Source organism: Mesorhizobium sp. B2-4-6 (genome assembly GCF_006442775.1).
Taxonomy (GTDB): domain Bacteria; phylum Pseudomonadota; class Alphaproteobacteria; order Rhizobiales; family Rhizobiaceae; genus Mesorhizobium.
Genome location: NZ_VFVI01000020.1, coordinates 43,913 through 59,103, shown reverse-complemented (window position 1 = coordinate 59,103; position 15,191 = coordinate 43,913). Strand labels below are relative to the sequence as shown.

Genomic DNA, 15,191 nt, shown 5'->3' with positions numbered 1-15,191 from the left:
GCACCGACAGCGGCAACGACTTCACCAACTTCCGCGACTTCTCGGTCTCGGGCACGAAGTACGAGGACCTGACCGGCGACGGCAAGACCGGCGACGACACTCCCTGGTCGCACGATCCCGTGACGATCTTCATCGACGAGGACAACAGCGGGACCTTGACTGCGGGCGACCGCACGGCGACGACGGGGGCCGGCGGCGCCTGGTCGATCGGCGGTCTGACGCTGGCCGATGTCGGCAAGAACATCTACGAAGTGGTGCCTGACGGCTCCGAGCAGACCGGCATCCTCGTGCAGACGGTCGACAACCCCGGCAGCGGCGGCGTCGATACCGGCAACGACTTCACCAACTTCCTGCCACCGCCCGGCCAAGGCTTGACGCCTGGCTTCTGGAAGAACCACATCGATATCTTGAATCAGGAGTTGGGCGAGTTCCATTCGGGCTGGACCTCCAAGACCTCCTTCGAAACCATCTTCGGTTTCCAGGACAAGAACGACATCCCCAAAACGCCCTCGATCGCGGATGCGTTGGGAGCCAAGGGTGGCGGCATTAACCACCTCGAACGCTCATCGGCGGCAGCTTTTCTCTCCGCTGCGGTCAATGCCGTGCCCGACGGCCCCGGCGGTAAAACGGAGCTTAATTTCAGTTTCTCCGCGGCGACCAGTTCGAACCCGATCATCATCAACGTTCTCAACCAGATGGACACAAACCACGATCACACGCTCCAACCGGATGAGGTGGCTGCCGCGGTGCGGGACGTCCTTAACGACACCAACGCCCCAACCTCCAACTTCGGCGTGACCGGTCAACCGGGGATCGAGGACGTCGCCAACGCCTTCGATGCGATGAACAATCAGTTGCATCCGGACGCCAGCGTCTTTCTCGTCTAGCGGGCTGTACGCTACTCTCGTCCAAACGGTGATCGGGGGGACCTTGCCCCGATCGCTCAACTGCCTTTGATCGCACGCGCACGTCCCAGGTCGCGGACCTGCAAGACAATCCGGCAAAAGAAAAGCCCGCCATTCGGCGGGCTTTTCTTTTGCTTTGGCTGGAGGCCTTTGCTTAGTTGAACTTGTACTTGGCGCCAACGCGGACCGTCTGGATCCGCGGGGTGTCTTCGAGGAAGCCGCCGGAGCCGAAGTCTTCCTTCTCGTACTGGGAATAGCGATATTCGAGACCGACCGTCATGTTGTTGGAAACGGCCGTTTCGAGGCCGCCGCCGATCGAGAAGCCGCTGGAGCCCCAATCGAAGATATCGCCGCTGCCACCGCCTGCGACCGAACCATGCAGGTTGAAGTGCTGCCAGCTGTAACCACCGATGACATAGGCCAGCGTCGATTCGTTGACCTTCGCGCCGATACGCGCCAGTGCATCGAAGCCATAATCGGCGTCGCCCTTGATGGTGAGCGGGCCGAGATCGAGCTTGGAGCGGATACCGGAATACCGCGCGTCGAACTGAACGCCGGCAACCCAGGCGCCGAAGTCCTGATCGTAGCCGACGCTGGCCTCGCCGAACACGCCTTCGCCGCCGATGCCGTCCAACTCACCTCCCGTAATCGAAAGGTCATGCACCTGGGCGCCTGCGCCGAGGGCGCCGCCGACATAAAAACCGGTCCAGTTGTAGGTCGGCGCGGCAAACGAGGCTCCGCCGCCATTCTGGGCATTGAACCGGTAGTTGGCGCCGATGAGGAATGTGTGGGTCGACGGCTCGATGTTCAGCGACGCGCCACCCAGGTCGAGCACCGACTTGTCGCCATAGTCTGCGTAGCGATACTCGGTCTTCAGCGTCCAGTTGCCGCGAAGGACCGTCTCCATGCCGACGCCAAGCACATAGCCGCTGCGATTCTGGGTAAAGCTGAACCCGCCGCCGCCGATCGACCCGTCAAGCTTGAAATGCTGCCAGCCATAGCCGCCGAGCACATAGCCCAAGGTGCTCGGGTTCAGCAGATAGCCCGCGCGCAAGCCGGCATCGAAGCCGTAGACGTTCTGGAGGTCGGCGTCGAGAAAACCGGATGCACTCAGCGACGGTCCGATATTGCCGTAGTGGGCGTCGATGAAGCCGCCGAGCAGGAAGCGTTCGCTGACCATGTAGTCATAGCCCGCCGACAGTTCGCCGAACACGCCATTGCCGCCGATGCCGTTGAAGCTCACGCCAGGAACGCTGAGCTGGTGAACGGTTGCGCCGGCGCCGACGCCGAAGCCGACATAGACGCCGCTCCAGTTGAAGCCGGGAGCCGCCTGCTCCTGGATCACGTCGGCGGCATGCGCGGCCGACATCAAAGCGACGGCCGAAACCGCCCCCAACAAAACAGATTTCGCGGAAAAGCGAGTAAGCATAGCCCATAACCCCAATTTAAACCCGACGAGGTTCTAGCAGGAGTTGTTGAAATTTGTGGTGGCAGAAATGCCACACCCATGGGCAAACTGCCGCAACGACAGGCACAAACAGGCGATGCTCCCAAAAATGGCCAGCCGGACCGCTGCAATCACTCCAGCGGGGTCGATGTGGAGGGTCCTTTAGACCTCGGACAGGTTTTGCCGGTATCTATCGGAAAAAGGAGCTGGAAAGTCATGACCGAGATCTGGCGCTCACTCCTGGGCGATCTTGCCCTCGTCTCGATCCTGGTCATCCCCCTTGCCAACCCCGCCAACATTCCCTAATCTCCGTCTGAGAAAACCTTTTCCCAACTCGCCCCGCGCCCGCTGACCTCACCCGTCATCACAGCGCGGGGCGATAAGAGAAAACCTTTTCTCAGCTAAAGGAATCCGCCGCGCCCATGTCCACCGACGCCGAGCCAGCGCCAGTTTCCGCCAAGCCGCCGGTCACGCTGCGCGAGGTCGCGGCCGCGGCCGGCGTCAGCGTCGCGACGGCGTCCAAGGCGCTGAACGGGCAGGGACGCATGACCGCCGAGACGCGCGAGCGCATCCGCGAGACGGCGCGGCTGCTCGGCTTCCGGCCGAACAGCCTGGCGCAGAGCCTGTTGCGAAAACGCTCCTTCACCGTCGGGCTGCTCACCAACGATACTTATGGCCGCTTCTCGCTGCCGCTGATGGCCGGCGTTTCGGATGCGCTGGTCGACAAGGGCGTGTCGGTGTTCCTGTGCAATGTCGAAGACGACCAGCGGCTTGGCCAACTGCATGTCGAGGCCATGCTCGACAAGCGCGTCGACGGTATCGTCGCCACCGGAAAACGCATCGACCGCCATCTGCCGGTCGATCTCTCCAACCTGCGCATTCCGGTCGTCTACGCCTTCACCCAGCCCGATCCCGGCGCGGTCGGCCTCGTCTCCGACGACGCCGGCGGCGCGCGGCTGGCGGTCGAGCAGTTTGTGCGGGTCGGGCGGCGGCGCATCGCCCACGTCACCGGACCGGCGAGCTTCGCGGTGGTGCATATGCGGGCCGAGGCCTATCGCGACGTTCTGAACGAGAACGGCCTGGCCTTGAGCGAGCCGCTGCTCGGCGCCTGGTCGGAAGCCTGGGGTCACGATGCGGTGGCAAGACTGTTCGGCAAGGCCGGCAGGGAAGGCTGGCCGGACGCCGTCTTCTGCGGCAACGACCAGATCGCCCGCGCCGTTATCGATGCGCTGCGCGAGCGCGGCATTGGCGTGCCCGACGATGTCGCCGTCATCGGCTTTGACAATTGGGAGATCGTGGCCGAGGCGACGCGTCCGCCGCTGACCTCCGTCGACATGAACCTGGCGAGCCTCGGGCGCGAGGCCGGGCTTGCCCTGCTTTCGCTCGTCGAGGGCCATCCGGCCGCGCCGGGCATCAGGAAACTGCCGTGCCGGCTGGTGGTGCGTCAGTCATGCGGCAGTCCGCCGCAATGAAGTAACAAGGCCGCGCGCCCGAACAAGCCGGGCGGCGTGGCCAGAACAGGGAGGAGAACCATGAGGAGGAGTAACGTGAAGACCATGTTTGCCAAGCTGGCCTTGGCCGCGGCCGTCATCGGCGGCGGCCTGCAGGCGGCGTCCGCCGAGACCGCCAACATCTGGGTGCGCGCCGACGGCTCGAACTTCATGCCGCGCATCGTCGACGCCTTCAACAAGACGAACAAGGACCAGGTCAAGCTCGACATCATCCCCAACGCCGAGATCATCCCGAAATATGGCGCGGCCGCCGCCGGCGGCACGGCGCCCGACGCGCTCTCGCTGGATCTCATCTACACGCCCTCCTTCGCCGCCGCCGGCCAGTTGGAAGACATCACCGACTGGGCGAAATCCTTGCCCTATTTTTCGAGCCTGTCGCCGGCGCATGTGAAGACCGGCACCTACAAGGACCGCATCTACGGCCTGCCGTTCTCGGCCGACGCTTCGGTGTTGATCTGGAACAAGAAGCTGTTCAAGCAGGCGGGGCTGGACCCTGAGAAGGGCCCGACCAACTGGGCCGAGATCGAGGCCGACGCCGAAAAGGTCAATGCGCTTGGCGGCGACATCAAGGGCTTCTACTTCTCCGGCAATTGCGGCGGCTGCAACATCTTCACCTTCACGCCGCTGATCTGGGCCTCGGGCGGCGACATCCTGTCCGAGGACGGTTCGAAGGCGACGCTCGACAGCCCGCAGCTGCGCGGCGCGATCGACCTCTACCGTTCGATGGTCAAGAAAGGGCTGGTGCCCGAGGGCGCGCAGACCGACACCGGCGCCAATTTCTTCGCCGCCTTCGCCGGCGGCAAGATCGGCATCTCGCCCGTCGGGCGCCTTCGCCATCGGCGCACTCAACACGCAGTACCCGGACGTCGACTACGGCATCACCTTCCTGCCGGGCAAGGATGGCGGCTGGTCATCCTTCGCCGGCGGCGACAATTTCGTCGTCACCAAGGGCACCAAGAAGATCGCCGTGGTGAAGGAATTCCTCGATTTCGCCTATTCGCTCGAGGGCCAGACCATCCTCGCCAAATATGGCAGCCTGCCGGTGCGCAACGACATCGCCAAGGATGCGCTGAAGGATCTCGACCCGCGCTACCAGGTGGCGGCCGAGGCGATGGCCAAGGGCAGGACGCCCTATTCGGTGGTGTTCAACGACCTGATCAACTCCGCCAACGGGCCGTGGACGCAGATGATCAACGAAGTCTTCTTCGGCGACGACGTCGACGGCGCCATCAAGAACGCGCAGGAGACCATGCAGTCGATCATCGACCAGGCGCCGAACAGGTAGACCAGGGCCAGCCGGCGGCGAGGATCGCGCAACGCCTCGCCGCCAAGGCTCTGACCGGCCGCCCGCCCCGTCTCCCTGGTCGGGCGGCCGGATGATCCATCGCTGAATGGCAGGGACTGACGCGTTGAGAAAAGCCCCCCTCATCCGGCCGCTTCGCGGTCACCTTCTCCCCGGTGGGGAGAAGAGTTTGGCGCCGACGCTTTCGATCTCCTCTCCCCTTGGGGAGAGGTCGGATTGCCCCGGATTGCCCTTCGCAATCCGGTCGGCAATCCGGGTGAGGGGGCACCGGCGGGCTGGCTCCACCTTCTCCCGTTGTGGGAAAAGGGGGCCGAGCGAAGCTCGGTCGGATGAGGGGCGCTCCAGGGAACGCCGACGCCTCACTCCGCTGGAACACCCCTCATCTGTCTCGGCGCTGCGCGCCGATCCACCTTCTCCCGCAAGGGGAGAAGGGGAGGCCCAGCCATGACCGCCATCGCCACCACCTCCGCGCCCGTCCGCGCACGCATCAGCGTCAGCCGCCGGCAATGGGTTGGCCTGCTCTATGTCGCGCCGGCTGTCGCTCTTGTCGTCGTCTTCTTCGTCATCCCGCTCGGCATGACGGCGTGGATGTCGCTGCACAACTGGCCGCTGATGGGCGAGCATTCCTTCATCGGCCTCGACAACTACTTTGCCATCCTGCGCGACATGCGCTTCTGGAATGCGCTGAAATTCACCTTCTACTATACGGTGATCGTCACCATCGCGATCTTCGCCGTCGCCTTCCCGCTGGCGATCTTCATCGAGCGGCCGCGCCCGCTCACCAATCTCTACCGCACCGCCTTCTTCATGCCGGCGGTGGTCGGCTTCGCGTCGGCGAGCCTGCTCTGGTCATGGCTCTTGAATGTCGATTCCGGTCTGTTCAGCCCGGCCGCCTTCGACCTCGGCCTGACCGGCAAGAAGGTCAATCTTCTCGCCACCTTCCAGCCGGCCTTCTGGTCGATCATCGCCATGGTGGTCTGGAAGGTCGCCGGCTTCACCATGATCATCCTGATGACCGGCCTGCAATCGATCCCGCAGGACCTGCAGGAGGCCGCCGTCATCGATGGCGCCGGCCCGTTCGCCAGGTTCAGGGCGATTACCTTGCCGCTGATGCGCCGCACGCTGGCGCTGGCGCTGATCCTGTCGGTCGCCGGCTCGATCCTCGCCTTCGACCAGTTCTACATTATCCTGCGCGGCGGCCCGCGCAACCAAACGCTGACGGCGGTCTACTGGATCTTCAACCAGTCCTTCGTCTCGTTCAAGCTCGGCTACGGTGCCGCGCTCTCGATGGTGCTGCTGGTCATCCTGGTGGCGCTCAGCCTCATCCAGCTCTGGCTGCTGCGCAAGCCCGAGGGGCTCGACTGATGGCCGAGACGATGTCGCAAAACCGCAAAGCGGCCTTCAGCCTCGCCAGGCATTCGACCGGCATCGTCGCCTCGGTGCTGTTTCTGGCGCCGATCGTGTGGACGGTGCTGTCGACCTTCAAACCGGCGCAGGAAGCGCGCCAGCCGCCGCTGCCGCCCTGGCCGACCACCGGTTTCTCGATCGAGAATTATCAGACGCTGAACTCTTTCGGCGACGGGCTCTGGGTCTCGGCGCAGAACAGCATCTATGTCTCGGTGATGACGGTGCTGCTCTCGGTGCTGGTCAGCGTGCTCGCCGGCTACGGTTTTTCGCGCTTCCGCTTTCCGTTCCGGGATTTCATCTTCGTCCTCATCCTGTCGACGATCATGATCCCATTCCAGTCGATCTTGACGCCGATCTTCCTGGTGCTGACGAAACTGGGCCTGCACAACACGCTGACCGGGCTGGTCTGCGTCTATGTCACGCTGCAGCTGCCGTTCTCGATCTTCATGATGCGCAACGCCTTCGACGCCGTGCCGCGCGAGATCGAGGAGGCCGCGCGCATGGACGGCGCCAACAACGTCACCATGCTGGTGAAGGTGATGCTGCCGCTGGTCTGGCCGGGCGTCGTCACCATCGCGCTGTTCGCCTTCCTCGGCGCCTGGAACGAGTTCCTGGCAGCACTCGTGCTGATGACCGACCAGTCCAAATTCACCTTGCCGGTGATGATGACGGCGCTTCAGTCCGGCCGCTTCGGCGCCATCGACTGGGGCGCCGTGCAGGCCGGCGTCACGGTGATGATGGTGCCCTGCCTGATCCTCTTCCTGGCGCTGCAGCGCTTCTACATCCGCGGCCTGATGGCCGGGGCCGTCAAGTAATTCGAATGGAGTGAAATCATGACCGCATCGCTGCCCGCCGCGCAGACCGACACCTCCGCCAGGCTGAAGCTTGCCTTCCGGCCGCTTCCCGTGCCGCAGGTCGATGTCCGCGGCTTCTGGGGCGACCGTGTCGACGCGGTCGCCGCCAGGACCGCCGGCATCCTCTACGACCGCTGCGTCGAGGCCCGCATGCTGGAGCAGATCGATCCGGACGTGCCGTCGCCGGGCGTCGTCATCCCCTTCCATGTCAGCGACGGCTTTACCGCGCGCACCGTGACCACCCAGATGTTCTGGGATTCCGATTGGGGCAAGACGATCGAGACCGCGGCCTATTCGCTCTACCGCCGCCGAAATCCCGATCTGGAAAAGAAGATCGACGCCGTCATCGACATGTACGGCAAGCTGCAGCAGGAGGACGGCTATCTGTCGAGCTGGTACCAGCGCATCCAGCCCGGCCTGCGCTGGACGAACCTGCGCGACTGCCACGAGCTCTACTGCGCCGGCCATCTGATCGAGGGCGCCGTCGCTTACTTTCAGGCGACGGGAAAACGCAAGCTGCTCGACATCATGAGCCGCTACGCCGACCATATCGCCGACACCTTCGGTCCCGAGCCCGGCAAGCGGAAGGGCTATTGCGGCCATGAGGAGATCGAGCTGGCGCTGGTCCGGCTCGCCCGCGTCACCGGCAATGATAAGTATATGAAGCTGGCTAAATACTTCATCGACCAGCGCGGCCAGCAGCCGCATTACTTCGATGAGGAGGCGCTGGCGCGCGGCGCCGACCCCAAGGATTTCCATTTCAAGACCTACGAATACAACCAGTCGCACAAGCCGGTGCGCGAGCAGGACAAGGTCGTAGGCCATGCGGTGAGAGCCATGTACCTCTATTCCGGCATGGCCGACATCGCCACCGAATATGGCGACGATACGCTCAAGGTGGCGCTCGAGCGGCTGTGGGACGATCTCACGACGAAGAGCCTCTACGTCACCGGCGGTCTGGGTCCGTCGGCCGACAATGAAGGCTTCACCAACGACTACGACCTGCCCAACGAGACCGCCTACGCCGAGACCTGCGCTTCGGTCGGCCTGGTGTTCTGGGCGAGCCGCATGCTGGGCATGGGTCCGAACGCGCGCTACGCCGACATGATGGAGCGCGCTTTATACAACGGCTCGATCTCGGGCCTGTCGCTCGACGGCTCGCTGTTCTTCTACGAGAACCCGCTGGAGAGCCGGGGCGGCCACCATCGCTGGAAATGGCACCGCTGCCCGTGCTGCCCGCCCAATATCGGCCGCATGGTGGCCTCGATCGGCAGCTATTTCTACGGACTCGCCGACGATGCGCTGGCGGTCCACCTCTATGGCGATTCGACCGCGCGCTTCGAGATCGCCGGCCGGCAGGTTACCCTGGTCCAGACCTGCAACTATCCCTGGGATGGCGCGGTCGCGATCGAGGTCGGGCCGGAGGCGCCGATTGCGTTCACGCTTCATCTGCGCGTGCCTGCCTGGTGCCGCAAGGCAGCGCTTCGGATCAACGGCAAGCTGGTCGATCTCGAAGCGGCGACGGCCGACGGCTATGCCGCGATCCGCCGCGAATGGCGACAGGGCGATAAGGTCGAGCTCGATCTCGAAATGTCGATGGCGCGCCTCTTCGCCAACCCGCAGGTGCGGCAGGACATCGGCCGCGTCGCGCTGGCGCGCGGCCCACTGATCTACTGCGTCGAGGAAACCGACAATGGCGGCGAGCTGCATCGCATAGCGCTATCGCGCACGGCCAAGCTCGAGGCGCACAAGGAGCCGACCCTGCTCGGCGGCGTGGTCACGCTTTCGGCCATCGGCAGCCGGGCCGAAACGAAGAACTGGGGTCACGATCTCTATCGCCCCGAACCGCCGGCGACGAAGGAGACGAAGCTCAAGGCCGTTCCCTATTTCGCCTGGGACAACCGCGACCCCGGCGAGATGCTGGTCTGGCTAAGGGAGGGGTAGGGCAGCCTATCTCAAAGATGCACGAAGGCCGTCAGCGGCAAATGATCGGAGGCAACGCGCGACAGCGGCGTGTCATGCGCCTCGACCGCCGAGACCAGATCGTGCCGGTTGCCCATGATGCGGTCGAGCGCCAGCACCGGCAGGCCGGATGGGAAAGTCGGCACCGCCGGCGGCGTCGGGCCGAAGGTCGTGTGCAGCGTGTTCAGCGCCGAGCGGTTGCCGAGCCGCCATTCGTTGAGGTCGCCGAGCAAAAGCGTCGGCCTTTCGTCGGCGCTGTTCATGATGTCGAGCACGACGCGGGCCTGTTCCGAGCGCGAGCGGCGCAGCAGGCCGAGATGGGCGGCAATGACGCGCAGCGACCGTTTCTCGTCGAGATCGATCTCGGCGACCAGCGCGCCGCGCGGCTCCAGCCCCGGCAGCTTGATCTGATGGACGTCGCGCACGCTGCCGCGCTTGAACAACAGCACATTGCCGCGCCAGCCATGCCCCTTGCCGTTGCCGCTGACCGGCACCGGCACCAGCCCCGTCTCCAGTTCGAGGCGGGCAAGGTCGAGCAGCCCGGCCCTGTCGCCGAAGCGGTTGTCGGCCTCCTGCAGCGCGATCACGTCGGGGCTCATTTCGCGGATGACGCGCGCCGTCCGATCCGGATCGAACCTGCGGTCGGTGCCGATGCATTTGTGGACGTTGTAGGAGGCAACGACGATCTCGGCGCCGTTGACGCGCTTGCGCGGCGTCGCCCTCGCCTTGCGCGCGCTTCTGCCGCGGATCGAGAGCAGCACGGTCTCGGGCAGGCTGCGTCCTTTGATGTCGTCTATCTCCATGATCCCGGCGCTCGATTTCCTGCTCTAAAGATAGGGCGATCCCAGCCACAGCAAACGGTCGAAGACGCGGATTATGAACGGCCTTTCCCTCAGCGTCTGCAGCGTCACCGGCTGGGCCGTGGAGATGGCCGCCGCGATGCGGGCGTCGATCTCGGCGGCGAAGTTTTCATCCAGGACTTCCATGTCGATCTCGAAATTCAGCCTGAGCGAGCGGGCGTCCAGATTGGAGGAGCCGACATAGGCCCACACGCCGTCGATCGCCATCAGCTTGGAATGGTCGAACGAGCCTTCATGGCGCCAGACGCGGCAATAGTGCTTCAAGACCTGGTCGAACTGCGCCGTCATCGCATGGTCGACGAGGAAGAGATTGTTCACCGCCGGCACGACGATGTCGATTTCGACGCCGCGCCGGCCGGCCGTGGTCAGCGCGCTGATGAATTCGCGGTCCGGCAGGAAATAGGGCGACATGATGCGGATCGATTTGCGGGCCACCGAAAATGCGCCCATCAGCAGCTTGAGATTGGTTTCGTTGGACGCGTCCGGTCCGGTCGCCACCGCGCGCACCAGCATCGGCTGTCCGGGCGGCGGCACCGCGCGCTCGACCTGCCAGGGCCCGTCTTTCAGGGCCTCGTTGCCGGCAAAGCGCCAGTCCTCGGCGGCAACCGAGAACAGATCGGCCACCACCGGCCCGGTGACTTCGAAATGCGTGTCGCGCGAACTGTCGGAACCGGCGAATTCGGCCGAGAATCCCTTGCGGATGTTCATGCCTCCCGTGAACGCCAGCGTGCCGTCGACGATCAGGATCTTCCTGTGGGTCCTGAGGTTCGCATAAGGAAGTCTCAGGCCCATGACGATGTTGCCGTTGAAGAGATCGACGGTGACGCCAGCTTCCCTGAGCTGCTTCAGGATGCTGGGCACCGAGTAGCGCACGCCGACGGCGTCGATCAGCACCCGCACGGTGATGCCGCGCTTGACGGCATTGCCCAGCGACTGGACGAAAAGCGCGCCCACCGCGTCATTGTCGAAGATATAGGTTTCGAGCAGCACGCTTCTTTGCGCCGCGTCGATCGCCCGGCACATCGCCGTATAGGCCTCGTCGCCGGTCTTGAGCACGGCGATGGTGTTTCCCGATGTGAGCGGACGCCGCGCCACCCTGTCGCCAAGCGTCTTCAGTCCGGTAAAACGCTGGCCGTATTCGGCACTGATCAAGGCTTCGAGCGCGACGTCGCGGTCGTGCCTGGCGGCGGCCGCCTCGCTGGAAACGGGACGCATGGCGCTGATCGTCGCGCGGCGGATGCGGTTGATGCCGGCGATGGCGTAGATGATCGCGCCGAGAAAGGGAGACAAGAGCATCACGCCCACCCAGCCGGTGGCCGCGCGCACGTCCTCCTTCGTCATGATGGCATGCACGATCCCCACCGCCGCCATCGCCAGCGACAGGATCAGGATAAGCGTCGACCAGTGACTCGCAATCGCCTCGAACATCGGCCGACTATTGTGCGAGCCGGCGCGGAAGGCAATGCGGGTGGGTTGTTCCCGCGCTCCTTCGGATACCTGAGACCGGGTGGCAAGAACCGTGGTCATGCGCTCGGCCAGTTCCGCGACCGACCCCGTCTTTTCCCAGGCATAGAGCGCCCGGGCCCAGTCCGTCCGGAAAGAGCCGGGGCAGGCGGCTGTAACCCGAACGCCGAACGGAGCCACTCCGAAAGCGATGCGGCTGCACGAGGCAAGACTGATGATCGTATGCAAGGGCACGATCGCTCAGCTCGCGGCTTCGGTCGGCTATGCGAGCGCGGCTCAGTTCAGCCGCGACTTCAAGCGGCATTTTGGACGGACGGCTTCTGAGGAGATGAACTGGGTCCGTCGTCACCTGGGCGAGCTCGCCTGGGCGGAGTAGTCCGCTATTGGCGCTCAGCCGGCTTCAGGGGCCTTTGGCTTCCTGAAGAAGCCCGACAGAATGTTCGGACCCGCTTCGCCGGGCCGCAGCCTGATTCGTCCTCGAAGCAGTTCAGCGTCACGCACTCGAAGCCGCTGGCCGCGAGGAGCGCTACCAGCGAGTCGCGGTCGAAATGGTGCAGGTGCTCGTTGGGCAGCCGCATGCGCCACTTGGCGAACCATGTATCGCCGTCGGCGCCGAGCTCGCGCCAGCGGCAATAGGGGACGGCGACGGCCAGGTGACGGGTCTGAAGGCGCGAGAGGAAACTGAGATCCGGGATGTGCTCGAGCACGTCGAACATGGCGACGAGGTCCCAGGTGCCGGCGAGGGCCTGATCCCAATCGACGAAGCGAACCCCCTTGGGCAGGGGGAATTCAGCGATCTCGCAGCCGGCGCAATCGGCGACGCCGGTTATCCTGGCGGCTTCGATGAATGTGCCGGTGCCATATCCGATTTCCAGCACGGAACGAGGAATCTCCCCGGTGATGCCGAGCACCCAGCCAAGCCGCTGATAGCCGAGCTTGATGGTCCGGTCGCTCAGGTCCTCGTAGTAGGAGATGTATTTCTTGTCGTATTTGATCGGCGTGAAGTCGATCTGGTGGATCACGCCGAACCTGTCCACCTCATAGTTGTCCAACATGTCCGCGCGGCCTCCGGATGCCGAGTTCCTTACATGGTCAATGACACGCAGCCACGGTTCTGAGCGCCTCTGCACGGGAAGGCGCGGGCAAGGCCCCGATCCGCCGAACGGAGGCGTAGAACCTTGGATAGTCGCCGGAGCACAAGTCGAGCAAGCGAAGAAACGCCGGAACCTCTTCGCTGTAGACGGCGGTCGCGGCAAGCTTTGCGTTGTTGATCGGGCTATCGAACCAGGCGTCATATCCGCGGTATCCGGCCCATCGCTTGCCGCGCATTTGCCGGTAGCGTATCCGCAACCTGTCGATCGTGGCGGCTTTGGCGGCCGCCATCCGCTCCGGACTGCGCGGGCTTCCATAGACCTGGCTCAACTCGTCACGGGTTTTCGATATCAGTCCGAGAAAATCCGCCTTGCGCTTGCGATCGACGTCGTAACTGCGCAATCCGGCGCGATTGCCGATGGCGCGCAGCCATTTCCTCGTACCGGTGGTTTCGACGGCAACCGCGAAAGCCTCGTTGAACGCGGAGTCGCCGTTCACATAGACTTTCTGATGCGCCAGCTCATGGAAGACAAGGCTTGCCAGATAGCTGTCGTTCTGACGCAGCATGGTGCTGAGCAGCGGGTCGCTGAACCAGCCCAGCGTGGAATAGGCCGTGATGCCCGTCACATAGACGTCCAGCCCCTGTCGCTGCAGTTCAGCGGCATTTCCGAGCGCGTCCTTGCGCGAAAAATAACCCTTGTAGGGAACGCAGCCGAACACCGGAAAGCACCATGTTACCGGCGCGAGAGAGAATTGCGGCGCGGCAAAGACCGCCAAGGTCACGTCGTTCCGGCCGACGTCGACATAACTGCGATAGCTGCTGTTGTCGGGCAGCGCCAGTTCTTCCGTGGCAAAGCGACGTATGGCGCTGGCCGACGTCAGCTTGCCGCGCAACGCCTCTGGCGTCGAAGGATCATGGATCAGCTTCGCAACATTCTTGCGCGCGGCCATGATCCCGACATGGCCTTCCAAGGATTGCGCATAGTAGGAAATGCTGGTGCACCCGGTCACGCCGGACGCCATGATCGCAGCGGCAAGTAATCGAAAAACGCGCTTCACAGCTTGCCCACCGCCTGCTCATCTCCCATGGAGCAAATGTCTCCATTTGCTCCCGTGTCTCAGGCGCGTCTATTTTCGTCAAGACCTGGAGGGTAACGGGCCGGACACTCGATTTCGCAGCGGTGATCAGGCAATACGGCGCTCAAACGAAGATCTCACCCTCGCCGCGCGGCCAGCCGCAGCCACGGCGCGAGATGGAACGCTGCCATCAGGAGATACATCGGCACCATGCCGCTGAGCGTCGAGGCGCCCGACATGCACATCATATCGTGCCCGCCATAGGCAGCCGTCAGCAACGCCATTGCTGCGAAGGTGGGCGCCGCGGCGAGACAGAGCCAGTCGGCGAGGCCGAAGCCGCTCAGGCCGGCCCGGCGAGGGGAGTCGATGCTCATGATATCCACCTTCTGAAGCGGGCAGGTTTCAAGCCCATAGGAACAAGGGCGAAGCGATCGGCTCCGGCGGCGCAACTCCACGCCGCCGGTTCCGCTTCATGCTCAGGCGTTCTTGTTGCGGAACGCGGCTTCACCGGCATCCGACACTTCGACCCATCTCTGGTCGGGCGCGGCGCCTGCTTCGTAGCTGTCGTGCCAGTTCCACCATTTGTAGGTCTGGGTCTGCGGATAGCCCTCGGGCGAGTCCTCCCACACCTCCTGACGGCCGAGTGGCGTGACGTCGAGATAGCTCCACACGGTGCCGAACGCTTCGTCGCCACGGTTGTTGACGAAATAGGTGCGGAAGATGCGCTTGCCGTCATGGATGAAGACGTTGTGGCCATGCCATTCGTCGACCCCGAAATCCTTATCCCAGCTGTCGGTGATGGTGTACCAGGGCATCTTCCAGTCCATGCGCTCCTTCAGCCGCTGGATGTCGGCCTGCGGCGCGCGCGAGGCATAGGCAAGCGTGGTGTCGCGGGCGTTGAGGTGGGCGAGGTTGCCGACCTGGTCAGCGCCGAGCGAGCAGCCGCGGCAGGCATGTTCGGGCCAGCCAAAGACGCCGGGCTCGAAGAAGGCGCGGTAGACGACGAGCTGGCGGCGGCCTTCGAAGAGGTCGAGCAGGCTCGCCTTGCCGTTCGGGCCTTCGAACACATAGTCCTTCTTGACTTCCATCCACGGCATGCGGCGGCGTTCGGCGGCCAGAGCGTCGCGGGCGCGGGTGACGGCCTTTTCCTTCACCAACATCTCTTCATAGGCGCCTTCCCACGCTTCCTGCGAAACGACCGGCGGTGTCTTCATGTGTTGGGTCATTGCTCTTGTCCCGTTCTTGGGTTTGGTTGGGGGTGACGGGGACAGACATAGGGCCGCATCCGGCGATGGTGAGAGTTACAAGT

General features: G+C 64.0%; 11 protein-coding genes and 3 pseudogenes. 7 read left to right on the top strand and 7 right to left on the bottom strand.

Annotation, left to right across the window (positions count from 1 at the left end; genetic code table 11):
- Window positions 1–887 (top strand): hypothetical protein (locus tag FJ957_RS32025; RefSeq protein ID WP_181180776.1); only part of this gene is annotated, 887 nt, incomplete at its 5' end.
- 172 nt (window positions 888–1,059) lie between these two features.
- Here FJ957_RS32025 and FJ957_RS30335 read toward each other — a convergent pair.
- Window positions 1,060–2,274 carry an outer membrane beta-barrel protein gene (locus tag FJ957_RS30335; protein WP_140836839.1) on the bottom strand — a complete coding sequence of 405 codons (1,215 nt, stop codon included), beginning with the start codon at window positions 2,272–2,274 and terminating at the stop codon, window positions 1,060–1,062.
- A 500-nt stretch (window positions 2,275–2,774) separates the two neighbouring features.
- Here FJ957_RS30335 and FJ957_RS30330 point away from each other — a divergent pair, with 500 nt between their 5' ends.
- From FJ957_RS30330 to FJ957_RS30305, 5 genes and pseudogenes are all read left to right on the top strand, one after another.
- Entirely contained in the window at window positions 2,775–3,824 is a 1,050-nt protein-coding gene (locus FJ957_RS30330) for a LacI family DNA-binding transcriptional regulator (RefSeq protein WP_140836837.1), read from the top strand.
- A 75-nt stretch (window positions 3,825–3,899) separates the two neighbouring features.
- Window positions 3,900–5,148: pseudogene (locus tag FJ957_RS30325) on the top strand (sugar ABC transporter substrate-binding protein).
- A gap of 462 nt (window positions 5,149–5,610) precedes the next feature.
- Window positions 5,611–6,531, top strand: a complete 921-nt coding sequence (locus FJ957_RS30315) for a sugar ABC transporter permease (RefSeq protein WP_140836834.1) — start codon at window positions 5,611–5,613, stop codon at window positions 6,529–6,531.
- The gene (locus FJ957_RS30310) at window positions 6,531–7,388 is read left to right on the top strand and encodes a carbohydrate ABC transporter permease (RefSeq protein ID WP_140836833.1); all 858 of its coding nucleotides are present in this window, start codon (window positions 6,531–6,533) and stop codon (window positions 7,386–7,388) included. Before FJ957_RS30315 ends, FJ957_RS30310 begins: the two co-directional genes overlap by 1 nt.
- Before the next feature lie 18 nt (window positions 7,389–7,406).
- Window positions 7,407–9,371 carry a glycoside hydrolase family 127 protein gene (locus FJ957_RS30305; protein ID WP_140836831.1) on the top strand — a complete coding sequence of 655 codons (1,965 nt, stop codon included), beginning with the start codon at window positions 7,407–7,409 and terminating at the stop codon, window positions 9,369–9,371.
- 11 nt (window positions 9,372–9,382) lie between these two features.
- Here the strand turns inward: FJ957_RS30305 and FJ957_RS30300 are convergent, their stop codons facing one another.
- Window positions 9,383–10,192: an endonuclease/exonuclease/phosphatase family protein gene (locus FJ957_RS30300; protein ID WP_181177513.1), complete on the bottom strand. Its 810-nt coding sequence runs from the start codon at window positions 10,190–10,192 to the stop codon at window positions 9,383–9,385.
- A 24-nt stretch (window positions 10,193–10,216) separates the two neighbouring features.
- Entirely contained in the window at window positions 10,217–11,677 is a 1,461-nt protein-coding gene (locus tag FJ957_RS30295) for a phospholipase D-like domain-containing protein (RefSeq protein WP_140836862.1), read from the bottom strand.
- 220 nt (window positions 11,678–11,897) lie between these two features.
- Here FJ957_RS30295 and FJ957_RS30290 point away from each other — a divergent pair.
- Window positions 11,898–12,089 (top strand): annotated as a pseudogene (locus tag FJ957_RS30290) (helix-turn-helix domain-containing protein); the annotation flags it as partial.
- A gap of 4 nt (window positions 12,090–12,093) precedes the next feature.
- On the opposite strand, the gene FJ957_RS30285 reads toward FJ957_RS30290, so the two are convergent.
- The 4 genes and pseudogenes from FJ957_RS30285 to FJ957_RS30270 all read right to left on the bottom strand — a co-directional run bounded on the left by FJ957_RS30285 (window position 12,094) and on the right by FJ957_RS30270 (window position 15,108).
- Window positions 12,094–12,768, bottom strand: coding sequence for a class I SAM-dependent methyltransferase (locus FJ957_RS30285; RefSeq protein ID WP_246686010.1), 675 nt, complete (start codon window positions 12,766–12,768; stop codon window positions 12,094–12,096).
- A 37-nt stretch (window positions 12,769–12,805) separates the two neighbouring features.
- Entirely contained in the window at window positions 12,806–13,828 is a 1,023-nt protein-coding gene (locus FJ957_RS30280; protein ID WP_140836829.1) for an aminopeptidase, read from the bottom strand.
- A gap of 191 nt (window positions 13,829–14,019) precedes the next feature.
- Window positions 14,020–14,208 (bottom strand): annotated as a pseudogene (locus FJ957_RS30275) (hypothetical protein); the annotation flags it as partial.
- A 150-nt stretch (window positions 14,209–14,358) separates the two neighbouring features.
- Window positions 14,359–15,108, bottom strand: coding sequence for a DUF899 domain-containing protein (locus FJ957_RS30270; RefSeq protein WP_140656496.1), 750 nt, complete (start codon window positions 15,106–15,108; stop codon window positions 14,359–14,361).
- Window positions 15,109–15,191 lie beyond the last annotated feature (83 nt).